General features: G+C 36.7%; 19 protein-coding genes. 10 read left to right on the top strand and 9 right to left on the bottom strand.

Going from position 1 to position 22,893, the window contains the following annotated elements:
- Positions 1 to 3: 3 nt before the first annotated feature.
- Together FB551_RS15335 and FB551_RS15330 are read right to left on the bottom strand one after the other, a co-directional pair.
- Entirely contained in the window at positions 4 to 2,829 is a 2,826-nt protein-coding gene (locus FB551_RS15335; RefSeq protein WP_142018145.1) for a TonB-dependent receptor, read from the bottom strand.
- Positions 2,830 to 3,408: 579 nt separating this feature from the next.
- Complete coding sequence (locus tag FB551_RS15330) at positions 3,409 to 3,978, bottom strand: helix-turn-helix domain-containing protein (RefSeq protein ID WP_142018144.1); 570 nt, start codon at positions 3,976 to 3,978, stop codon at positions 3,409 to 3,411.
- Positions 3,979 to 4,387: 409 nt separating this feature from the next.
- On the opposite strand from FB551_RS15330, the gene FB551_RS15325 reads away from it, so the two are divergent.
- The 10 genes from FB551_RS15325 (at position 4,388) to FB551_RS15280 (ending at position 13,775) form a co-directional block, all read left to right on the top strand.
- Positions 4,388 to 5,095, top strand: coding sequence for a response regulator transcription factor (locus FB551_RS15325; protein WP_047377977.1), 708 nt, complete (start codon positions 4,388 to 4,390; stop codon positions 5,093 to 5,095).
- Positions 5,096 to 5,098: 3 nt separating this feature from the next.
- Positions 5,099 to 6,511 carry a sensor histidine kinase gene (locus FB551_RS15320; RefSeq protein ID WP_047426314.1) on the top strand — a complete coding sequence of 471 codons (1,413 nt, stop codon included), beginning with the start codon at positions 5,099 to 5,101 and terminating at the stop codon, positions 6,509 to 6,511.
- A gap of 212 nt (positions 6,512 to 6,723) precedes the next feature.
- Positions 6,724 to 7,218 carry a hypothetical protein gene (locus FB551_RS15315; protein WP_142018143.1) on the top strand — a complete coding sequence of 165 codons (495 nt, stop codon included), beginning with the start codon at positions 6,724 to 6,726 and terminating at the stop codon, positions 7,216 to 7,218.
- Positions 7,219 to 7,245: 27 nt separating this feature from the next.
- Positions 7,246 to 8,073, top strand: coding sequence for a YoaK family protein (locus tag FB551_RS15310; protein ID WP_142018142.1), 828 nt, complete (start codon positions 7,246 to 7,248; stop codon positions 8,071 to 8,073).
- Positions 8,074 to 8,387: 314 nt separating this feature from the next.
- Positions 8,388 to 10,184 carry a DNA mismatch repair endonuclease MutL gene (mutL, locus tag FB551_RS15305; RefSeq protein ID WP_142018141.1) on the top strand — a complete coding sequence of 599 codons (1,797 nt, stop codon included), beginning with the start codon at positions 8,388 to 8,390 and terminating at the stop codon, positions 10,182 to 10,184.
- Positions 10,185 to 10,277: 93 nt separating this feature from the next.
- The gene (locus tag FB551_RS15300) at positions 10,278 to 10,919 is read left to right on the top strand and encodes a rhomboid family intramembrane serine protease (protein ID WP_374709949.1); all 642 of its coding nucleotides are present in this window, start codon (positions 10,278 to 10,280) and stop codon (positions 10,917 to 10,919) included.
- A gap of 9 nt (positions 10,920 to 10,928) precedes the next feature.
- Positions 10,929 to 11,924 (top strand): endonuclease/exonuclease/phosphatase family protein, encoded by a 996-nt coding sequence (locus FB551_RS15295; protein ID WP_167497880.1) that lies wholly within the window; start codon positions 10,929 to 10,931, stop codon positions 11,922 to 11,924.
- A gap of 73 nt (positions 11,925 to 11,997) precedes the next feature.
- Complete coding sequence (locus tag FB551_RS15290) at positions 11,998 to 12,969, top strand: endonuclease/exonuclease/phosphatase family protein (protein ID WP_047426303.1); 972 nt, start codon at positions 11,998 to 12,000, stop codon at positions 12,967 to 12,969.
- Positions 12,970 to 12,973: 4 nt separating this feature from the next.
- Positions 12,974 to 13,336 carry a hypothetical protein gene (locus tag FB551_RS15285; protein ID WP_047426301.1) on the top strand — a complete coding sequence of 121 codons (363 nt, stop codon included), beginning with the start codon at positions 12,974 to 12,976 and terminating at the stop codon, positions 13,334 to 13,336.
- 28 nt (positions 13,337 to 13,364) lie between these two features.
- Positions 13,365 to 13,775, top strand: coding sequence for a hypothetical protein (locus FB551_RS15280; RefSeq protein WP_142018139.1), 411 nt, complete (start codon positions 13,365 to 13,367; stop codon positions 13,773 to 13,775).
- Between the two features lie 235 nt (positions 13,776 to 14,010).
- Here FB551_RS15280 and FB551_RS15275 read toward each other — a convergent pair whose 3' ends face one another.
- From FB551_RS15275 to murC, 7 genes are all read right to left on the bottom strand, one after another.
- Positions 14,011 to 15,525 (bottom strand): GH3 auxin-responsive promoter family protein, encoded by a 1,515-nt coding sequence (locus FB551_RS15275; protein WP_047426297.1) that lies wholly within the window; start codon positions 15,523 to 15,525, stop codon positions 14,011 to 14,013.
- Between the two features lie 105 nt (positions 15,526 to 15,630).
- Positions 15,631 to 16,041 (bottom strand): BrxA/BrxB family bacilliredoxin, encoded by a 411-nt coding sequence (locus tag FB551_RS15270; RefSeq protein ID WP_027372869.1) that lies wholly within the window; start codon positions 16,039 to 16,041, stop codon positions 15,631 to 15,633.
- A gap of 453 nt (positions 16,042 to 16,494) precedes the next feature.
- The gene (locus FB551_RS15265; RefSeq protein ID WP_047427764.1) at positions 16,495 to 16,941 is read right to left on the bottom strand and encodes a GatB/YqeY domain-containing protein; all 447 of its coding nucleotides are present in this window, start codon (positions 16,939 to 16,941) and stop codon (positions 16,495 to 16,497) included.
- Positions 16,942 to 17,031: 90 nt separating this feature from the next.
- Complete coding sequence (gene ftsZ / locus FB551_RS15260; protein ID WP_142018138.1) at positions 17,032 to 18,945, bottom strand: cell division protein FtsZ; 1,914 nt, start codon at positions 18,943 to 18,945, stop codon at positions 17,032 to 17,034.
- Positions 18,946 to 19,067: 122 nt separating this feature from the next.
- Positions 19,068 to 20,453: a cell division protein FtsA gene (gene ftsA / locus FB551_RS15255; protein WP_047426294.1), complete on the bottom strand. Its 1,386-nt coding sequence runs from the start codon at positions 20,451 to 20,453 to the stop codon at positions 19,068 to 19,070.
- Between the two features lie 66 nt (positions 20,454 to 20,519).
- Positions 20,520 to 21,482: a cell division protein FtsQ/DivIB gene (locus FB551_RS15250; RefSeq protein ID WP_047426292.1), complete on the bottom strand. Its 963-nt coding sequence runs from the start codon at positions 21,480 to 21,482 to the stop codon at positions 20,520 to 20,522.
- A 28-nt stretch (positions 21,483 to 21,510) separates the two neighbouring features.
- On the bottom strand, positions 21,511 to 22,869 hold the full coding sequence (gene murC / locus FB551_RS15245) for a UDP-N-acetylmuramate--L-alanine ligase (RefSeq protein WP_142018137.1): 1,359 nt from the start codon (positions 22,867 to 22,869) through the stop codon (positions 21,511 to 21,513).
- Positions 22,870 to 22,893: the final 24 nt, after the last annotated feature.

Genomic DNA, 22,893 nt, shown 5'->3' with positions numbered 1-22,893 from the left:
GGTTTAGAAGTTCAGTTTTACTCCAAGATTGAATCGTCCTCCGTAATATTCTACCTGTTCAGGGCGGTCTTCATTTTTACCAAAATGATAGATCAGAGGTTTGTTCAGAATATTGTTTACATCAGCGTAGAAAGTCAGGTATTTTGTAAACTGATAAGAGCCTCCGAAATCAAGATTGCTGTATTTACCATAATAGGAATCATTGATGTCTTCCTCAGCGTACTCTACAGCATATTTCCCTTTATAGTTGTAAGCCAGTCTGGCATTAAATCCTTTTTTCTCAAAGAAAAGCTGCGCGTTATACAATTCCTTTGCCTGGTAGGGAAGGGCTACCGTTCTCCCGCTTGGCTTTTCCATTTCAGAAGTCATGAATGTAGCATTCAGCTGCACACCGAAGTACTGTAAAAATCCCGGAAGAAAATCAAATCTCTTGTTGATTCCCAGTTCAATACCTCCCAACCATGCTGCTTTTCCATTATTTGGAGCGGTAAACTGTACTCCGTTATTTCCATTATAATTTCCGATAAAAGAATCCTGGAAAATAGGATCTGTAATAGACTTATAGAAAACGCCACCACTAAGGATCCCTACGTTGGAGAAATAATATTCTCCCATCAGGTCAAAGTTCAAAGAATAGGTAGGATTAAGGTTGGGATTTCCACCTTTAAACTCGTTATCTGCTTCAATATAAGTTCCTCCTGGTGTAAGATCTCCAAAATTCGGTCTTGAGAAAGTTCTTGTCGCTGCAAAACGAAGGTTAGCCTTATCGTTTAAAGTATATTTCAAATGAATCATCGGAAGAACGGCCAGATAGTTTTTGGTATTTTCTACTGGTGTCAATACGTTATCATTCACGCTGTATCCTTTTACTTTGGTATTGGTGTTTGATAATCTGATTCCTCCTAAAATCGTAATCTTATCATTCAGTTTATAGGTTGCCATCCCGTAAGCATCTGCATGTTTTTCAAAAACATCAAAATTTCTTCCTAATGCTTTATTGTATTCCAATGCTTCGGAATCAGCAGTATTAATTTTCAGATTTCCCTGATGATCATACCAGAACTGATTCATTCCAGTGGTGGAAAGTACCGGCCCGAAAGTATTCCCGACGTGGGCATTCATTTCACTTAAATATTTCGGTCCGTTGGGCTGTGTCGTGATATATGGTGAAAAATCAGACAAAAGAGGTGCTGTACCACTGCTCCAGTTGTAGAAAATATCAGAGAATTTTGCATTACGCTCTTTATCTCTGTATTTAAAACCATACTTTAAAGTCAGTTTATCAGAAGCATTGATTTCATGGTTGAAAGCTGCAACGATTTTATCCTTTTCCTCTACAAAAACTTTATAGAATTCAAGATCTGTAAATCTCATCTGGGATGCATCCATCTTAAAGTTCGGATCACTGTAAAAACCAAATAAAGCATCAGGGTTTTTATAATCTAATTTCCCGCCATCTGCTTTCCAATAAGCTCTGGGGCCATTTCCATGATTGGAAATATAATCAGGATTGATGCCTACACCAGATTGTGTGTACTTGATAACATAGTAAGAATTGTTCTGCTTGTCAGGGATATTTCCATACTTGAATTTGTTATCATAATAAGATAAATCCCAGTCGATTTTTCCTTTATTTAATTGATGAACCGCTCCCAAAGAAACCGAAGTAAGTTCTGTAATCAGTAAATTGTGGATGTTCTGAAGTTCAACTCTTGCTGTATTATTGGCACTGCTGAACTTATCAAATCGGATTCTATGTTTGTAATGGGTTTCGTCATCCGATAAGGTACCATACATTCCTTTTAAATAGAAAGTCGTTTTTGGAGAAAGTACATATTCAAATGCGGTATTGATTCCCGTTGTTTTTCTTACCCCGTTATAATCACGAAGTTCCAGTCTGAAAACACCTTCGTCTCCGCTTCTTCTGGCCTCGAAATTATCTGTAGACCAGTTCCTTATGAAATGAGCAAAATTGAACAAATACCCGAATTTCTTATCTTTTGTTCTTCCTCCATACAAGAATCCAAGGTTGTAAACGCCTTTGTCAGCTTTTGCATTATATCCGCTTCCAATTGTTGCTTTGAATTCTGTTTTCATCGGTGGTGTTTTGGTAATGAAATTAATACCGCCACCAATTCCGTCAGCTTCCATATCCGGGGTAAAAGACTTGTTTACATGTACATACGAGATCAGTTCCGTAGGAAAGAAGTCGAAAGCTGTCGCTCTGGAAGTTGTTTCTTCCTCAGCCGTTGGAAGTCTGTTTTCATTGATGGTGGTAGAAGCCCAGAAAGGAGGAAGTCCTCTCAGGGAAACAAATCTTCCTTCTCCCTGGTCTCTTTCAATAGACACTCCCTGTACACGCTGTACCGTCTCTGCTGCATTCCTGTCCGGAAGCTTTCCGATTCCGTCTGAAGCAATGACATTGGTGATATTGATGGCATTTTTCTGAAGATTTAATGCTCTTGCTTCTGTATTTTTAAGTGTTCCCGTAACCACTATTTCATCAATATTTTTTCCGGATTGGGAAAGTTTTATGATTCCTAAATCAACTGTTTGTTCCGGTTTCAGATCCACATTAATGTCTGAAGATTCGTAACCTATATAACTGATTTGTAAAGTATATTGGCCTTCTTTGATATCATTAATGGCAAATTTTCCTTCAATATCAGTTATTATATTTCTGGATAAGCCTTTTATTTTGACTGTGGCCCCGGGGAGAGGCTGACTGTCGTCAAGAACAGTTCCTATAATTAACTGTTTCTGCGCTGAAACAAATACAATGAAACAGACAAAAACAAGGGTAAGTAATTTCTCTAAATTTGTTTTCATTTTTACATATATTAAATTTTTTATGCAAATCACGCCAATAATTTTAATATATATAAATATTTAGTGTTAAGTATTGTTTAATAAATAGACTCTGTTTGTTACAGCTGTTTTACTTTGAAAAGCATTAAATCTGATCTTTGAAAACAGGATGAAAACAGAGATTGATGCTTTTCACACCTTGTTTTTAGTAAATATCACTTTATGATTATGCAATAGAAATTGAGCCAAAACAGTGATGTTTTAGTTAATATTCCGTTCATTTAGGAAGAATATGGAAAATCAAAAGTTGCATATTTGTAAACTTTTGTATTGTATGAAAATCGGAAATTGAGGGATAGTGAGTAAAATGATTATTATTTGAGACACAAAGGTTATGATTGAAACAGTATATTTATAAGGAAGCAAGGCGGCGATCTTGTCGCTGATGAAGCATTGCATACACTTGGAATGAACCTATTCTCGACGTGTCATTCTGAATGAAATGAAATGTAATGAAGAATCTCATGTTATTGAATACGAATAAGATTCTTCCTTCGTCAGAATGACAGTCAAGTAAAAAACTTTCCGCTAAAATTACTATTAAGCAGTATAAAAATAAAGCACAAGCATCACACAACTTTCATTACTGATGCTTACAGGAACGTGAGGAAATTTTCCGTTGAAATACAAAGAATCACCCTCTTTTAAGATGATTTCTTCATTATCAATCACATATTTCACTTCTCCCTTCAGAATATATTTGAATTCCCAGGCATCCGTAATGACCTTTTCCCTTTTAGAATTGGGCTCAAGAGTCAGTAGAACGGCTTCAAAACCCAAAGAATGAAGACTTTTGCTGAAGATATGCATGTATTTAAAACCTTCGGCTTCTACTTCTTTTTCGATGACTTGCTGGCTTTCTTTAGGAACATAGATGAATTTGGCGTTGGATTTTTTCTCAACTCCTTCGAAAAAATAACTGGCGTCAATCTCAAGCGACTGAATCAGATCCAATAAGACAGGAAGGGAAGGAATCGTTCTGCCATTTTCAATCCTGGAAACAAGACCGTTGCTCACTTTGGCTTTGAAAGCCAGATCATTAATGGTTAAATTATTCTTTTTTCTAATATCCTTTAATCTCTTGCCGATACCTATTAAAAAATCGTTCATACTGTGTGCAATTTAACCTGATTATTTTTTCATCATTATACTCAAAACAAAGGTAATATTATTCTATATAGGTTGTATGGTAAAAAGAGGAATTCACAAAAAGGTAAAGTGATACAAAAATGGAAAAATAAAAAACGCAAAGTTGGCAAGTTTATTAATTATGCTGTTTTATTTTTGATCGCGAGGGCACTTCATTCAGCTAAGAACGCGATTGTTGCATAGTGAAACGCCCTTGCGATCACTGTATAATTTTATATTGAAATTTCTTTGCGGATTTTGCGTTAAATCTAATCCATTTGAACGGAAGCATAATCGTTTGTATCTTCCAGACTCCCTTATTCTTTCTCTATTCCAGGTTTGCCCATCCCAAGAAAATTTCCCTATTTTTGTAAAACTCCTTATTTCATTTATGAAAAAAATTATTCTTATCGAAGACGAAACCAGTGTAGTATCTTTCATTAAAAAGGGACTTCAGGAAAATGGATATGAAATTTCTGTAGCTTTTGACGGGCGTACAGGAGTACAGCTGGTACAGGCTAACGATTTTGATCTGGTAATTTTAGACATTATGCTTCCGGAAATGAATGGTCTGGATGTATGTAAAGAAATAAGAAAAACGAATCAGAGTGTTCCTATTTTGTTTTTAACGGCATTGGGAACTTCTGAAAATATTGTTCTCGGCCTGGAAAGCGGAGGAGATGATTATCTGGTGAAACCTTTCAAATTCATTGAACTGGTAGCACGTGTGAAGTCTTTGCTAAGAAGAAGTAACAACAATGGTCCGCAGGAAATCGCTGAACCGGAGCCGGATAATGAACATGTTTTTCAGTTTTCGGATCTGATGGTGAATGATTATACAAAGAAAGTAACCCGCGCAGGAGAAGACATTTCTCTTACATCAACAGAATATAAACTCCTGTTGTATTTCCTTAATAATCCTGAAAAAGTAATTTCCAGAGCAGAAATTCTGGATGCAGTTTGGGGAGTAAATTATGAGCTGGGAACCAATGTGGTAGATGTTTATGTAAATTATTTAAGAAAAAAACTGGATAGCCAGGATGATAATAAATTGATTCATACCGTGATAGGAATGGGGTATGTATTGAAAAAAACATAATGAATGTTTAATAGAGTCATTACAAATCAGACCAAAACGATGGTGCTTTTGATGTTGGTTTTTACAGCCATCATATTGTTGTTCAGTGGTTTGGTGTACTTTTCTATCGTTAATTTTTCGCATCAGAGGTTTTATGAGCTGCTGAAGATCAGAACAGCTACCATTGTTCAGATTGAAAAAAGTAAAGATCATCTCGACCTTCCGGAAAATTATGTGCTTAACAGCTTGAATGATGAGGAGCTTCCGATGGAAAAAGACTATGTTTTTGCTGTTCCTACAGATTCCAATTTCAAAAAAATATCCCAGGAAGTTCATATTCCGGATTATTTCTTTAAAAATATTATCAAAGAAGGAGAGTCTAATTATAACGATGAAGAATTCTACTATATAGGTCAGAGTTTCAGATATGATGATAAAGATTATATTGCAATCGCTTCTGCTAAAAACCATTATGTGGTTTATTATCTGGGGTTTTTAAAGAGAACCCTGCTTACCTGTATCGTGCTGTCTCTGTTCTTTAGTATGATTTTCTCTTTTTATCTGTCTAAAACTTTATTCAGACCCATTTTAAAAATTACTGGAAAAGTAAAGGAAATAAGTTCTGAAAATCTTCACTTAAGATTGGAGTCACAACCTGATAATAAAGAACTCAATGAATTGGTAGATACCTTCAATGATATGCTCAATCGTATTGAAACGTCTTTCGAAACCCAGAATCACCTGATTGGAAATGTTTCCCACGAATTGAGAACGCCTCTTACATCCATCATGGGAGAAGCCGATGTTGCCCTTTCCATCAGCAGAACAGCTGATGAATACAAAGAAACTCTTGGGATCATTCTGGATGAAGCTGAAAAACTTGATAAAAAGATTAAGGCATTATTAATGATTGCCCAAACCGGATTCGACGGAAAGATCCAGAAAATGGATAAGGTGAGGATAGACCAGCTTCTTTGGGATGTTATTGAGACTCTCAGAAGGATTGATTCCCGAAACAATATCTATCTGGATATCAGTATGCTTCCCGATAATCCGAAAAAACTTAAAGTTCAGGGGAATGAGCAGCTATTGCATCTCGCAGTAGCAAATATCATCAGTAATGGCTGTAAATATTCTAATTTCCAGCAGGTTAAAGTCTCTCTGGGAGCCACCAATACAGATGTCTACATTATTGTAAAAGACAATGGTATCGGAATTCCGGAAGTAGAAATGAATAAAATCTACGATCCGTTCTTCAGAGCTTCTAATACGAACAATTATGAAGGCTACGGAATCGGCCTTCCGCTTGCGAGAAATATTGTAAGAATGCACCACGGTGAACTGATTGTAAGTTCGCATGAGAATCAGGGAACAACCGTACAGATGAAGTTCCCGAATTTCTATAGTATGCAGAAAGGGGAAGAAATAAACAAGTAAAAATCTCTATTCTGGTTGTTTTGTTCTGAAAGACAAGTTTTTACATTTTTTTTTGATCTTGATTCTTTCCTATATTAAGTCCTCTTAACAATTTTCTAATCTCATTTTAATCTCTTTAATCACATTTTAATTCCATTCCAAAGATCTTCTAATTTGGTCGTTCTAGTTTTGTATCATCAAAAAAGATAAACACAATACAAAATAATAAGAACATGGCTAAAACAATTTTAATTGCAACAGATTACTCTCTTGAGTCATTGAATATATTGAAAAAAGTACTTAAAGAGAAAGATGCATCAGAAGATCCTAACCAATATAATATCCTTTTGACTTCCGGGTATGATTCCGGAGACTCCATCAGGGATCTTTTGTTCAGTACCAAAACATCTGTTTTTAATAAAATCAGGCCGGCAGAGTTCAGTGATGCCCTTGGAATTATCAGTAATAAATACCCACATCTGGTTAACAAAACTATTTGTGACCTATTTACAGGAAGTTTCCAAAGAACATTCAACCAATATGTAAAGGCGGAAAATATTGAAGAAGCTTATTATTCTCCATCCATCAAAAGTAAAGGAAAAGGCAAATTCGATCTGATTCCTTATATCAAAAAATGTAAAGAACTGAAGTCTCATGAGATTGCTGTAGAGGTAAGAGAAAAGCTTCCTGAAAGAGGAAGGTTAGCAGAGATCTTTGTCGAAGTTTAGAATTAAACACAATTAAAAAAATAAAAAATGTTAAGAAATTATAGTAACAGCAGGACACTGGGAGACAATATCAGGTTGGGGACGCTGACTGCCTTTACGGCGGGTACTATAAACATTGCTTCCCTATTGATATTTCTCTCTTTTACATCGAACGTAACGGGACACTACGCGATTTTAGCCGCAGAAATAAGTAAAGGAAACTGGACGCAGGTAGCTATCGTAGGTGGATGGATCTTCTTGTTCTTCTTCGGAAGCTTTCTATCCAACTTTATTGTGATCAACTTTAACAAGAAAAGTAAATATTTTGCCCATTCTATGCCCATTGTGCTGGAAATCATATGTCTTCTGTTTGTAGGAGTGTACGGGCAGTTTTATTACCAGAAAACATTGGAAGAAACAGAGTATTTAGTTGCATTGATGCTTTTCGCTACCGGACTTCAAAATGGTTTAACAGCAAGTATCTCCAACTTCTCTGTGAAAACGACCCACCTTACCGGAACAACCACCGACTTAGGAATCCTGGTGTCTATGTTTACACAGAAAAAATACAGAAAAAACGGAGAGCTGATTGGCAGAGCAAAACTTCTGATGAGCATTATGCTTGCTTACGTAATGGGGGCAGTATTCTCAGGTTTGACATATTACTATCTGGAATTCAGGGTGTTCTATGTGATCAGTATATGTTTGTTGATTGTAATCGGGTATGATGCCTATAAAATCCATATCCGACATTTCAACACGAAGTACAGATACAGCAGGATTTATAAAAAACCGAATCTCTTTGCCTATCTGTATGATAAAATCCATGGAATTCCAAAAAGAGAAAAGAAAAGAAAACTTGTCTTTGAGGATTAAAATATAAACACACTATTAATTTTTTGTATAAACTAGCTGTAAGTGCCCTTATTTTATCATGGAATAGGGGCATTTTTCTTAAAAATTAACTTAAATATCTCTGAATGTATTGTTTTTGTCCTGTTTTTCATCGTTGTTGAAATGAAAATTTTAGGATGGAAGCAATTAACTTGCTAACGCCCTTCATTACAAACATTAAAAAAAGCGGTTGGGGATAAATAGGAAAAAATGTTGATAATTAAATATTAAATCACGATTTTAGTATTTTAATTCCCGTTTCCATTGACTATTTTTGTAAGTTGATTTACGTTTTTATGTCAGATATTATTCAGCTTTTACCGGATCATGTAGCCAACCAAATTGCAGCAGGAGAGGTGGTGCAGCGGCCTGCATCCATCGTGAAAGAACTTTTGGAAAATGCTATTGATGCAGATGCAACGAAAATTGAACTGATCATCAGAGATGCCGGGAAAAACCTTATTCAGGTGGTAGACGACGGAAAAGGAATGTCTGAAACAGATGCCCGTATGGCGTTTGAAAGACATGCTACCTCCAAAATCAAAGGAACAGAAGATATCTTTAAGATTGCTACAAAAGGATTCCGTGGTGAAGCACTGGCTTCCATTGCAGCAGTTTCTCAAGTGGAACTCAGAACGAAACAGAAAGATACCTCCATTGGAACCAACATTTATATCGAAGGCGGAGTATTCCAGTTTCAGGACCCGGTTCAGACAGCCGACGGATCAAACTTCTTAGTAAAAAATCTTTTCTATAACGTTCCTGCAAGAAGGAAGTTTTTAAAAAATAATAATATTGAATTCAGACACGTAATTGATGAATTTCAGCGTGTTGCATTAGCTCATGAGAATCTGGAGTTTTCCCTTTTCCATGATGATGAAGCCGTTTTCAGGCTGAGAAAAGGAAGTCAGATGCAGCGTATTGTAGATGTTTTCGGAAGAAAATTACAACCGCTTTTAATTCCTATTAAAGAAGATATTATCTGGTGTAAACTGCATGGTTTTGTTGCCAAGCCTGAAGGTGCCAAGAAAGCAAGAGGCGAGCAGTTCCTTTTTGTGAATGGAAGGTATTTCAGAAGTCCATACTTCAATAAAGCAGTACAGGAAGCATTTGAAGGGCTTCTTCAACCTGGATATGTACCTTCATTTTTCCTTTTCTTGGAGCTTGATCCGGAGAAAATAGATGTCAACATCCATCCACAGAAAACCGAAGTGAAATTTGAGGACGAGCATCTTATTTTTGCTTTGCTTCGTTCAACGATTAAAAGATCTTTAGGGATTTATAATGTTTCTCCCAGCCTTGATTTCGACAGAGATCCGGAACTGGATGAAATGATGAATAAGCCGATTCCCAGCAAAGGAAATGGAGGAGGCTCCGGCGGCGGGGTTTTTAAAATGCCTGAAATCATTGTAGATAAAGACTATAATCCGTTTCTGGAAGAAAAAAATGTAGTACATCCGGAAGAAATTCAGAACCTTACGGAAATGTACCATCAGAATATTACGGCAGAACCTTCAAAGATTAACCTTTTTGAAGATGAAGATTTTGATGAAGATTTAATGAGGCTCCCAAACGGTTACTGGCTTTTCAATAAAGGAGATGTCACCTTAATGCTGGATTTGGGAAGAATGCACAGACTGTTGGTTTCTGAAGGAAATAAATCCACCAGAAAATCCAATACAAACAGCCATGCCCTTCTTTTCTCTCTGGAGTATCATATGAATGAAATCGAAAAGACAAAATACAATTCGATAAAAAAATATCTTCCGGAATTAGGGTTTGACATGAAAATTGCTCATGAAAGTGTACTTCGAATAGATTCACTTCCTGAAGGACTGAAAGAAACCCAGGCCATGAAGTTCCTGGAAAACCTTTTTGAGATCCTGGATTACAAGACGGAAGATGAATTTATGCAGTATTACCATAACCAATGGAACAAAATGCAGTCGAAGTCGAGATTTGACTTTATTTATAAAAAAGATGCGGAACAGTTGATCAAAGACTTTACAGCATTAGGCTTCCCGGAATTTTTACCGGACGGTAAAAGATGCTTTTATGAAGTTCCGTTTAACGACTTCAAAAATAAATTTTAAAAAATTATGTTTAACAATATACCGCCGATTACCAGGAATATTATAATAATCAATGTTATAATTTTCATTATAACGTATCTAATTGGAAATAAGATGGTAGAGTATCTTGCTGCCTTTTATCCATTTTCTCCATATTTTCATTCGTGGCAAATTATTACCCATATGTTCATGCACGGAAGTATTATGCATATCCTGTTTAATATGATGACATTGTTTAGTTTTGGGCCAATTCTGGAACAGACATTGGGTGATAAAAAATATCTCATTTTATACTTTGCGAGTGGTCTTGGGGCTTTTTTTCTTTTTAATGCATGGAATTTTGTGGAAGTTCAACAGTTCTCCCACGAACTGGATCAGCTGGGGTTCAATGTAAATGCTTATTTATCCGGAGCAAGTGTTGAATTTACCGGAAATACAGGTTCCGTTCTCAAACAAAGGGAATTACTGAAAAGTTTAACAGATATTTTAACAACGCCGATGGTAGGAGCCTCCGGAGCTATTTTCGGAGTAGTAGCTGCTTTTGCCACATTATATCCGGATGCAAAAATTGGAATCATGTTTATCCCTGTTCCTATGAAAGTAAAATATCTTTTACCCATTATTGTTGTGGTTTCCATATATCTTGGGGTTTCAGGAAATGGAGGAGGTATTGCTCACCTGGCTCACGTAGGAGGAGCTCTTGTTGGATGGCTGCTGGCAAGAATCTGGAAAAAACATTTGTACCGTTTCAATTAAAATAACATTGTGAAGATTTTCCGTCTTATAGTACTGATTATCCATCTGGGAATCTTATTTCTGCTGTTGGGTACTTTATTGAACGCTTATGTTCCGCCAAAGATTTTTCCATGGTTTAATCTGCTTTCATTAGGGTTCCCGGTTCTTATCATTCTATATATCATCCTGACTGTATTCTGGATGCTAAGCTGGAAAAAAAGGACGTTTGTATTTATGTTTGCGGGTTTGGCATTTATAAATCCTGTAAAACGTTGGGTTAACTATTCTGGTCAAAATCAAAAACCGGGCTCTGAGATAAAGGTTATTTCTTTCAATACAAGGGCTGGGAGAATAGGAAATAAAGAGGTTGAACCCTACCTGAAATCTCAGAATGCAGATGTTATTCTTTTACAGGAGGATGCGGGTATTAAATACAAATTTGAAGGCTATCAGAAAGCAAATCCTGGAGGAGGTTTAACAATTCTGACCAAACATAAAATCATTAAGCAGCAGATGATCGATCCACAGGATGAAGGGGTAAGAATTCCTGGGTTGATGGCTGATATAGAAATTAATGGCAGGACCTACAGGTTCATTGATGTCTACCTCAATCCTTTTCGTTTTCAAAAAGAGATGGTGAAACTTAATGGAGATACAGATAACGACGAACAAAAAATAAAAGATGTTATTAAAAGGCTGATTCCCACCTTTAAAAAGCATCAGGAACAAATTGATCTGATTCGTGAAGTCATTGATAATTCGCCTTACCCTGTGATCCTTACAGGGGATTTCAATTCTGTTCCCAATTCTTATGAATATTATCATTTATCAGAAGGGCTTGAAGATGCTTTTTTAACAGCTGGAAAAGGCAGTGCAACCAGTTTTCACGACTATAAATTTCCAATAAGGATCGATTACGTTTTTTCTTCAAAATCAATAAAGGCAATATCTTATAAGGTTGACCGTTCTATAAGTATTTCAGATCATTATCCTGTCACAGTTAAGTTTTCTGCAGAGAACAAATAATCATAAAAAGAGTTAAAATTGTCTGCTTGGTAGGATTTTTGTTGAAAGAAAACCGTACCAAGACCGTTTTTTCATGAAGTCGAACCAGATATTACTATTTATACATATCGTTGTTGCTGTTTTGCTGTTATGCACATTGGGGAATGCATGGATTCCACCAAACATTTTAGGCAACCTGAATCTTTTGTCTCTTGGTTTTCCTTATTTAATACTGACCCATATAATTCTAACGCTGATCTGGATCTTTAAAAAAGAAAAAATTGCGATTGCTTTTGTATTAGGTACATTTATTTTCTATAATCCAATCAGACGATGGATCAACTTTTCTCCAAAAACAGAAAATTTAAAAACAATACGGGATATTAAAGTACTGACTTTTAATGTGAAATACGGAGAATATGGCTGGGATAAAGTAAAAGACTATATCAAAGCACAGGATGCTGATATTATTCTGGTACAGGAAAAAGATACCAACCGCGTTATAAAACGTGATCTTATAAAATATCCGTCGGTTATTCTTAAAACTAAGCATAAAATTGTAAGACAGGCAGAACTTATTGATGAAAAAGCCCGTGGAAATTCATTCTATGCGGATATAGACATTAATGGAAAGGTAGTCCGAATTATTAATGTATACCTTGAACCCTTCAGACTTCATAAATCTATGTTTACGAAGCTTGACGGATTAGGTTTGGGAAATGTTTCAACATTGCTTTCTCATATGACTCCCACATTTCAGGCTCACGAAGATCAGGTCAAAAGAATCAGAAAAATGGTAGATTTATCTCCTTATCCTGTTATTCTGGCCGGTGATTTTAATTCTGTTCCCAATTCGTATGAATATTACAATCTTGGTAAAGACCTTCAGGATGCCTTTCTGGTAGCAGGAAAAGGGAGTGCGAGCAGCTTTCACGATTATAAAGTTCCTTTGAGGATTGATTATATTTTCACTTCGAAATCCATCATTCCGTTAAGCTATAAAGTAGACCAGTCTGTGAAATTGTCAGATCACTATCCTGTAATTGCAGAATTTCTGCTAAATTAGTTCCATGAAAAATTTACTGGCTGCGATTTTTATTTTTACCATTCTTTTTACAGCTTGTTCCAAGAAAGAATCTCCGGGTTTCGGAGCTGAGCAGGAAGTAAAAATACGTTATGATACTACTGCTATCGATTCCTTTTCTACAGGAGCTGTTTCAGTGGATATTGCACGGAAAATAAGAATGTCTTCTCCTCAGTATATTGATTCTGTAAAACAGGCTAAAAAGCTTCAGGAAGAAGAAAATAAGCTTAAGGCAGAGCTTGAAAAAGAAAATAAGGCAAAACAGGAAGACGAAAAGAAAAAATCAGAGGCTGAAAAGAAGCTGAAGACTGCAGAAAAGCCGACGTCTCAGGAGGCCAAGCCAGAATAAATCCAAATTCCATTAAAAAATAAACAATATGAAAAAACAAATTTTAGCTGCAATCGTGATCTCAGTATTCACTGTAGCATGTACAAAATCAACAACAAAAACAGAACAGGTAGAGAATCCTGACGGATCTACTACCACTACTACCACTACCACAACTGAAACTCCTAACGTTGTGGATACTGCAAAGATCAACAATGCCAAAGAAGATATGAAAACAAAAGTAGATGAAGCAGGCAATAAGATTGATGCTGCTGCTCAGAAGGCCAAAGATAAAATAGATGCCACAGCAGATAAGACAAAACAGGATCTCAACAAAGCTGGCCAGGATATAAAGACTGAAGCTAATAAAGTAGGACAGGATGCAAAAGAGGCTGCGAAAAAAGGAGCTTCGAAAGTAGAGGAAGCTGCAAAGAAAGTAAAAGAAGATCTAAGCAAATAAATATAAAAGCCGTAATTCTATTGAACTACGGCTTTTTAGTTATTATCTGTAAATAGATTTTTTTAACGTAAAGTTTCTATTCTGATACCCTACTATTCAAGGGAGCAAAGGTTGAATCAATAGATTGATTCTGACGAAGCATACGTATAGCCACTACATTTCATAAGCTGCGATATTCTCAGTCTCCTTAAATAAAACATTCGAATCACTGATTCTTTGTGCTTTACAGTAAATTTTATTTATTCATCTCCAGCAATGGATCAATATATTCTCTGTCATTGCTTAGTCTTGGTACTTTATTTTGTCCTCCCAGTTTTCCTTTGGCTTCCAGCCATTGATAGAACAGATTTTCTTTAGCGATATGAACAATCGGCCTTTTAAGAGTCATGTTGTTATACCTTTTCGCTTCATAGTCTGAATTGATTGTTTTTAGATGCTTGTCAAAAGCGTCAATAAAATGGTCCAGGTTATCCGGATGCTGACTGAATTCAAAAATCCATTCGTGGGCACCACCTTCATTTCCTTTCATAAATACAGGAGCTCCTGTAAAATCCGTGATTTGTGCACCAGTTGCTTCACAAGCTTTTGAAAGGGCAGATTCTACATTGGTAATCATCAGTTCTTCCCCAAAAGCATTGATATAGTGTTTTGTTCTTCCTGTTATTTTTATTCTGAAAGGATTAACTGACGTAAAGACAACAGTATCACCAATCAGGTATCTCCAGAGTCCTCCATTGGTGGTGATCACCATTGCATAATTTTTTCCTACTTCCACATCTTCCAGGCTCACGACCTTCGGATTTGAAAAATGGAACTGATCCATTGGAATAAATTCATAAAATATCCCATAATCCAGCATCAGCAGCATCTCATCACTGTCTGATCTGTCCTGGATACCAAAGAAGCCTTCAGAGGCGTTGTAAATTTCGTAGTAATTGATGTTTTTTCCGATGATCTGTCTGAATTGTTCCCGGTAGGGCTTAAAACTGATTCCGCCGTGAAAAAACACCTCTAAATTAGGCCACAGCTCAGAAATACTTCCTACGTTGGTTTCCTTTAATACCCTTTGCAGAAGGACCATCATCCAGCTTGGTACTCCAAGGATGCTTCCTACATCTTCATTTTTTACTTCGGAGGTAATTGCTTTAAGCTTACTTTCCCATTCTCCCATCAAAGAAACTTTCTTGCTTGGGGTGGTGGTAATTTCTACCCAAAAGGGAAGATTATCTATGAGAATAGCAGATAAATCTCCGAATTTTGTATTGAAATCTGCATATAGCTCGGAGCTTCCGCCCAAACGTAAGTTTTTATAATTAAAAAGCTGATTTTCTGGATGGTTGTTGGCATAAATGGAAACCATGTCCTTTCCGGCTTTCATATGGCAGTATTCAAGGCTTTCGGCAGAGATAGGAATGAATTTGCTTTTAGCATTGGTTGTACCTGATGATTTGGCAAAGTGTTTAATCAGTCCCGGCCAGCTTACATCTTTATGCCCCTGTCTTGCTTTTTCAATAAAAGGTTCCATTTCTTCATAGGTAACGATAGGAACTTTGTTTTTAAAATCCTGATAACTTGAAATAGAATTGAACCCGTATAACTTGCCATATTCTGTATCTTCTGCATGAAACAGCTGAGAAAAGAGTATACCTTTCTGGGTTTCAATAGGATGGTCCATGAAATTCTGTATCTGGTCAATCCTTTGACGGATGAACCAGTTGACTACGGTATTGAAAAGTGCTTTGGTTGCCATTTCAACAAATATAATGATATTTGAATTTTCAGAAAATTTTTTACGGAATTAAATAAAAAAACCGTTACAAATTTTGTAACGGTTTAGTATTTAGTTGATTGCTTATTAGCAATATTCGTCGTATGCTGCCTGAAGGTTTGCTGCGATAGCTCCTGCAGGATTACCTTCGATGTGATGTCTTTCCAGCATGTGAACCAATTCACCATCTTTGAAAAGCGCTACACATGGAGAGCTTGGAGGGAATGGAGCAAGGTGTTTTCTTGCTTCTACCACTGCCTCAGTATCAAAACCTGCAAATACAGTTGTTAAATGATCAGGTTTTTTGTCTCCTGTCAAAGAGTATACTACTCCTGGTCTTGCAGCACCTGCAGCACAACCACACACGGAATTGATAACCAATAATGTAGTTCCGGATTGCTTTAACGCATCTTCCACCTGAGCCGGAGTTGTTAAATCCTGAAAACCTTTATCTGTAAGCTCTGCCTTCATAGGCATTACTAAATCTGTTGGATACATATATTTTGTTTTTTATCTGCACAAAGTTAAGCAATTCTTTGCGTTTGTTCAATATATAAAAACTATCAATTGATTAGTCATATAAAATTAACCAAGTATTAATATTGTAATAATATTCTAAAAAAAGTGAATTAAAACTAGGAATAATAAAATATTATTATTAAATTTGAAATGATTCTGAAAAACAAACGACCGTGAAAAAAACATTTGAAGCTTTCCCTCAAGCAATCAATCATTTAAATACTCTCTGAAATATGGTAGTAGCTTAATTCTTTTTCAGTTTAGAATCAAACTGATTAACAAACTTTAATATCCAAAGAAAGTGAAGCCCGGAACTGAAAAGTTCCGGGCTTCTAATCAAATCGATATGCAAAGGTTGTATATCCTAGTTATGGAATGAGATACGTGTTTCCGAAATTAAGATGAACTTAAAACCCCGAAATCCGGATCACATTAAGACAGGAGTTTTTTAGCCATCTCGGAAATACTTTTTCCGTCTGATTTCCCGGCTAATGCTTTTGATGCAACTCCCATTACCTTCCCTAAATCTTTAGCAGATTCAGCTCCGGTTTCAGAAATAATATTTTTAATTTCTGTTTCTAATTCTTCAGCAGAAAGCTGTTTTGGCAGAAACTGCTCGATAACTTTCATCTGAGCATCTTCTACTTCTGCAAGATCATTTCTTCCCTGTGCAGTAAATTGGTCGTAAGAATCCTTACGTTGTTTTACCATTCTCTGAAGAATGGCTATTTCCTGTTCTGCGCTTACTTCAGCTCCGATGGCTTCAGTTTTAAGCAGTAATATCTGTGATTTCACAGCACGCAGAGAATCTAAAGCCACTTTGTCTTTGGCTCTCATTGCTGTTTTTATAGCTTCGTTTATTGTATTTTCTAAACTCATGTTTATATGCTTTTGGCTTTTGGCAATTGGCTGATAGCTTGTATGTGGGCCTGCAGGCCATTTGCTAGCAGCCAATTGCCAATTGCAATTTTAATCTACATCTTTATTTAAAAATCTGTTTTCTCTGATCTGCATAGATCCATTGTTATCAGACAGGTAAGTATTGATATTCTGGTCTGATGCATTGTTTCCGTCAATAGAGATATTTTTTCTTTTAAAAGCAGGAATAGATTCAAATTCACTCGTGCTGTCAAAATTTTGGTAACGGGAGTTGAATTCTTTTAATTTATTTCTTCTTTCAATGACTCTGTCCTGATCAATCGTCTTATTCACGAAAGTGAATTCTGATTCTTCAGTTTTTGGAGTTTCAATTTCTGTTTTGTTTTCAAAAGTTGATCTTACTTCAACCTTTGGTTCTTCCTGTTTCTGATAGAAGGTTTCAATCTTTTGAGCGGGTTCAGCTACTGCAGCATTTGTAGGGATATTAAATTCTGCTTTTGGCTGTCCAAAATCCGTATTAGGCTCGTTTCTGGTAGGCTCGTTTACGAAGAAACTGAATTCAACAGGTTTTTCATTGGAAAACGAGTTGTTGAACGGAGTTCCGGATTGTGGTTCCTCTTTCTTATTTTCAAAATCAAATGAGAAAGACTGGATCTCAAGATCGTTTGGATCATCATGCTCCTCATCAATAGCAAGTAAGCTATATTCTTCTTCTCCTTCTTCTTCATTTCTCCAGCTTTGTTCAGGAGTATTTACCGTATCTTCCTCTTTATCAAAGAATTTTATTTCAGTTCTTGGCTGTTCTTCTTCAATAATCATTTTTTTTTCAGCAGACGTCACATTGAACGGAGTATCATGGTCTTCGTCATCCAGCCTGAAAAGGTTTTTACCCCCAAAATCATGGGTTGGCTCAGGAGCTGATTCTCTTTCTTCTCTTGTTTTGAAAGGAGAATTTTTAGGAGCTTCAAAACTGTCGTTAAGACTGATTCTGATTTTCTCTGTAGGTCCTGCAAACTTCTTATGATCGTTAGAGAATCCTGTTGCGATAACAAGAACACTAACTGCATCCCCTAATTCTTCATCTGCACCTACCCCGAAAATGATATCTGCTGTATTTCCGGCCTCTTTCTGAATGTGGTCCATGATGATACCGATCTCATCCATGGTAACTTCTTCAGCACCACTTCTGATCAATAACAGTACGTTCTTGGCACCTGTAATCTTATTATCATTCAATAATGGGGAATCAAGGGCTTTTCTAACCGCTTCTTCAGCTTTATTTTCACCTGAAGCCGTTCCTGTAGACATCAATGCCGTACCAGAATTCTGAAGGACAGATTTAGCATCTCTAAAGTCAATGTTTACATCAAAGTAACCTGTAATAACTTCTGCCATACCTTTCGCAGCATTTGTTAAAACTTCATCGGCTTTTGAGAATCCCTGCTTGAATCCAAGGTTTCCGAATTGCTGTCTTAGTTTATCATTGTTGATTACAATAAGTGAGTCAACATTGTTTCTTAATTTATCCAGACCGTTTTCTGCCTGTTCCAACCTTCTTTTCCCTTCAAAACTGAAAGGAACGGTTACAATACCTACAGTAAGAATTCCCATGTCTTTTGCCACTTTAGCAATAACAGGAGCAGCTCCGGTACCTGTACCACCACCCATTCCGGCAGTGATGAACACCATTTTGGTGTTTTGGCCCATAGCAGCCTTGATATCTTCAATACTTTCGATGGCTGATTTTTCTCCTACTTCAGGATCGGCACCGGCTCCAAGACCTTCTGTGATAGAAGTTCCCAACTGAACTTTATTAGCTACCGGGTTATTATCTAAAGTCTGAGCATCTGTATTACAAATCACGAAATCAACTCCGTGAATTCCTTTCTCGTACATGTGCTTCAGAGCGTTGTTTCCACCGCCCCCTACACCGATTACTTTTATAATGGATGAATTTCCTTTTGGCAAATCAAATGAAAATCCTTGTGTACCTATATTTTCCATAACTATACTTTTAATAATTGATAAGTGATAGATGATAATTGATGAATGATATTCGTTATTAAATTAATAAATATTAAATTATTTCCAGCTATCATTGACCATTAATCTTGTATCATTTATATTTATTCTACTTCTTCAAAGAATTTTTTTACTTTTTCCATAAGCGACTGCCCGAAGGTCAATTTCGCTTTTCTGTTCTCTTGCTTTTCGTTTTCGAAAGACTGCTGTTCCTGAACGGGTGCTGCCTGTTGGATAGGCTGAACCGTTTCCGGCTGTACTACAGCTGTTTCCTGCTTAGGCTGCTCGGCAACAACTTCTATCTCCTCATCAGCATTCTGTTTTTTGTCTCTGATCTTTAAACTTTCCATCAGTAATCCGATGGATGTAGCAAATTCAGGGCCTTTCAGATACTGATTTTTATCGTTGGCGATATATTCATTCGCAAAACCGATTCTGCTGTCAAAACCTGTCGTATAATTGGCAAGCTGACGAAGGTGCTTCAGGTTTGAACCACCACCTGTAAGAACGATTCCGGCAATCAATTTTTTCTTTTGTTCAAAAGCACCGTAAGCTTTCAGTTCTGTATTCACCATTTCCAAAACTTCTTCTACTCTCGCGTTGATGATCTGCGCTAAGGTTTTTAAAGAAATTTCTTTGTCCGGTCTTCCGTGAAGCCCGGGAATAGTTACAAAAGTACTGTCTTTTTCTAATTCGGGAACAGCCGAACCAAACTTTACTTTAAGTTGTTCTGCATGTTTCTCTATGATGGAGCAACCTTCTTTGATATCTTCAGTAATAATTCCGCCTCCGTATGGAATCACACAGGTATGACGGATGATATTATCCTTAAAGATCGCAATATCGGTTGTACCACCACCAATGTCAACAATGGCCACACCAGCTTCTTTTTCTTCTTTTGTAAGGACAGCTTCTGATGACGCCAATGGCTCTAAAGTAAGGGCTTCCATTTCTAATCCGGCTTCACGGACGCATCTTGCAATATTTCTGATGCTGCCCATTTGCCCTACTACAACGTGGAAGTTGGCTTCTAGACGTTTTCCATGCATTCCGACAGGTTCCTGAATTTCCCCCTCGGAATCCACTTTATATTCTTGAGGAAGTACGTGGATAATTTCTTCTCCAGGAAGCATAACCAGTTTTTTTACCTGATCTTTTAATGCTTCGATGTCGTCGTCTGTAATAAATTTATCAGGATGTTCACGCATAATATAATCGGAGTGCTGCAGAGAACGGATGTGTTTTCCTGCAATACCTACCGTAACTTTGCGGATAGGAACTCCGGCGCTGGATTGTGCTTCGGATACTGCAGCCTTGATTGAATTAATAGTTTGTGAAATATTATTCACAATACCTTTATGAACACCAAGACTTTTAGCTTTTCCTACACCGAGAACTTCTATTTTCCCGTGTGCATTCCTTCTTCCGACAATCGCGACTATCTTCGTTGTCCCGATGTCCAGACCTACTGAATACTCTTGATTTTCCATTTTTATATCGATTTGATTTTTTCTACTTTTTTTATCTATAAGGATAGTTTCCTATTTGTGTATAACTTATTCTATTTTAACTTTTGCCTTAGGCTTGGACTGCGCCTTGACGGGTGGCTTTTTCTCTGCTTTTTTAGTTTCTTTTGTATGGTTTTTCGGTTTTGTACTCTCTTTTGGTTTTACCGATGAGGTTTTTTTTACCTCTGCAATTTTAGGAGTAACCTCCGTCTTTTTAGCGGCCGTAGGAGAAGGAACTTTTGCCAGTTCCATCTTTCCCGCTTTTAAAATACTGTCATTTTCTTTAAAATAAGGATTTAAAGTAGTGACAATCTGATTCTGATATTTCACAGAAACCATGCTGTATTTCTGAGGGTCCTGATACACAAGGTATTTTTCCACGAAGGTTTTAAATCCTCTTACTTTAAAATCAATATTATCAAGGTCTCCGATCTCAACTCTGTAGTTTCCTTCGCTTGTCAGAAGGCTGTAATTATCTTTACTTTTTGAGATTCCGATAAAATATTTCTTACTGAAATCATCTTTGTCTATCTTTTCTACCAGCTCTGCCAGTTTTTCATATTCATCCGGCTGCACGTTTCCGGTTACCAGCATACATGGGTGTGAATAGGTTCTTGAAATCGGGAATTCAACTCCTTTTTCATCTACATAAAAATCTTTTCCATCTTTATTTAATCTGAAAACTGGGACTCTCTGCTTGATATCCAGATTTAGTTTTCCATTCAGATTCAGATAAACATTGGCACTGTCTACTGCCGGCAGGGAATTGATCTTTTTTTCCAAAGAAGGAATATTAAGATCTCCTACCTTCCCTGATGGGTTTTCTTTTTTTACAATCTCCCGGATATCTTTTTCATCCACAAAATACACGGGCGTTTTCTCACTCATTTTTACAGAAATCTTATTGTCTGTAATCTGCTCACGGCTGAATCTGCGCAATGAGAAGCTCAGTAACAATCCTAAAATGATTACAGTGACAACTATTTTTAATATTCTGTATTTATTTTTCATATTTTTCTTCGCGAACGCAGCGTTTAAATCAAATTTTTTGTATCCATTCGCAAATAGGGTCATACAGGGTGTCTATATTTCCTGCTCCTACCGTAAGAAGGATGTCAAACTCTTTTTCTTTTATTTTTTCAAAAGTATCAGATAATGTTGATACTTCTTTTTTATCTAATATTACTTTGTCCAGCAGCCAGCTTGAAGTGACTCCCTCGAAGTTCTCCTGCAGTTCTCTCGCAGGGTAAATATCAAGAAGGATAAGCTCATCTGCTTTGCTTAAACTTTCTGCAAACCCATCTGCGAAATCTCTCGTTCTGCTGAAAAGGTGGGGCTGGAAGGCTACCAATAGTTTTTTGTCAGGGTAAAATGTTCTGATTGAGCTCATTACAGCATTGATTTCTGTAGGATGGTGAGCATAATCATCAATGTAAATTTTACCGTTTTGATAAATATGTTTGGTATATCTTCTTTTAATTCCTTTAAAGTTGGCAATTGCTTTTTTCAGCGTATCAAAATCTGCGCCTAAATTATGCAGAATGGCCAGTGCTACAGTGGCATTTTCCACATTATGGATTCCCGGAATTTCCCAGACAAAATCTTTTACGGTTTCAGTTGGAGTATGGAAGTCAAAATATATCTTATCATGATCCATACGCAGATTGTCTGAATAATAATCTGCAGGCTCATTTACCGCATAAGTTTGATGCCCTCTGCCAATTTCCAGACCTTTTCTTACAAAAAGTTGTTTGTCCTGAGGTACTAACGCTGCGAATTGTCTGAATCCTTCTTCAATATGATTGATGTCTCCATAAATGTCCAGGTGGTCTGCGTCTGTGGACGTTACTACTGCCCAGTCCGGAGACAGGTTCAGGAAGCTTCTGTCGTATTCATCTGCTTCTACTACAGAATAGGTAGAGCCGTTGTACAAGAAGTTGGATTTAAAGTTTTCAGAAATTCCTCCCAAAAAGCATGAGAATGGAAGATCTGCCTCTTTACATAAATGGGCAACAAGGGTAGATGTGGTGGTTTTTCCATGAGTTCCTGCAATGGCGATACAATCTGTATTTTCAGTGATTAATCCCAAAACTTTAGCACGTTTCAACACTTCAAACTGATTTTGGTTGAAGAAATCAAGGATTCCCAGTGTTTTAATGGCTGGCGTATAAATAACTAATGTATCTTCTTTTTGAAGAGAAGTAATCCTTTCATCAATAAGGTCTTCAAAAACAATATCAATGCCTTCATTCATCAGATTCTGAGTCAGTTTTGTATTGGTTTTGTCGTATCCCAATACGTTTTTTCCCGATGCATTGAAATAGCGTGCTAATGCACTCATTCCGATCCCTCCGATTCCAACGAAATAAAAAGTCTGATATGTTTGTAAAATGTTCATTTATATTTTAATCTTTAAACTCTT

The sequence above is a fragment of the Chryseobacterium aquifrigidense genome, assembly GCF_006716485.1.
Lineage (GTDB): Bacteria > Bacteroidota > Bacteroidia > Flavobacteriales > Weeksellaceae > Chryseobacterium > Chryseobacterium vietnamense.
This window is presented reverse-complemented; position numbering and strand designations above follow the sequence as displayed.

Coding starts and splice junctions, on each gene's coding strand:
- FB551_RS15265 (WP_047427764.1), bottom strand. CDS start 16,941: ATGAGTTTAGAAAATACAATAAACGAAGCTATAAAAACAGCAATGAGA.
- FB551_RS15315 (WP_142018143.1), top strand. CDS start 6,724: ATGGCTAAAACAATTTTAATTGCAACAGATTACTCTCTTGAGTCATTG.
- FB551_RS15320 (WP_047426314.1), top strand. CDS start 5,099: ATGTTTAATAGAGTCATTACAAATCAGACCAAAACGATGGTGCTTTTG.
- mutL (WP_142018141.1), top strand. CDS start 8,388: ATGTCAGATATTATTCAGCTTTTACCGGATCATGTAGCCAACCAAATT.
- murC (WP_142018137.1), bottom strand. CDS start 22,869: ATGAACATTTTACAAACATATCAGACTTTTTATTTCGTTGGAATCGGA.
- FB551_RS15270 (WP_027372869.1), bottom strand. CDS start 16,041: ATGTATCCAACAGATTTAGTAATGCCTATGAAGGCAGAGCTTACAGAT.
- ftsZ (WP_142018138.1), bottom strand. CDS start 18,945: ATGGAAAATATAGGTACACAAGGATTTTCATTTGATTTGCCAAAAGGA.
- FB551_RS15280 (WP_142018139.1), top strand. CDS start 13,365: ATGAAAAAACAAATTTTAGCTGCAATCGTGATCTCAGTATTCACTGTA.
- FB551_RS15290 (WP_047426303.1), top strand. CDS start 11,998: ATGAAGTCGAACCAGATATTACTATTTATACATATCGTTGTTGCTGTT.
- FB551_RS15310 (WP_142018142.1), top strand. CDS start 7,246: ATGTTAAGAAATTATAGTAACAGCAGGACACTGGGAGACAATATCAGG.
- ftsA (WP_047426294.1), bottom strand. CDS start 20,453: ATGGAAAATCAAGAGTATTCAGTAGGTCTGGACATCGGGACAACGAAG.
- FB551_RS15250 (WP_047426292.1), bottom strand. CDS start 21,482: ATGAAAAATAAATACAGAATATTAAAAATAGTTGTCACTGTAATCATT.
- FB551_RS15300 (WP_374709949.1), top strand. CDS start 10,278: ATGGTAGAGTATCTTGCTGCCTTTTATCCATTTTCTCCATATTTTCAT.
- FB551_RS15275 (WP_047426297.1), bottom strand. CDS start 15,525: ATGGCAACCAAAGCACTTTTCAATACCGTAGTCAACTGGTTCATCCGT.
- FB551_RS15285 (WP_047426301.1), top strand. CDS start 12,974: ATGAAAAATTTACTGGCTGCGATTTTTATTTTTACCATTCTTTTTACA.
- FB551_RS15325 (WP_047377977.1), top strand. CDS start 4,388: ATGAAAAAAATTATTCTTATCGAAGACGAAACCAGTGTAGTATCTTTC.
- FB551_RS15335 (WP_142018145.1), bottom strand. CDS start 2,829: ATGAAAACAAATTTAGAGAAATTACTTACCCTTGTTTTTGTCTGTTTC.
- FB551_RS15330 (WP_142018144.1), bottom strand. CDS start 3,978: ATGAACGATTTTTTAATAGGTATCGGCAAGAGATTAAAGGATATTAGA.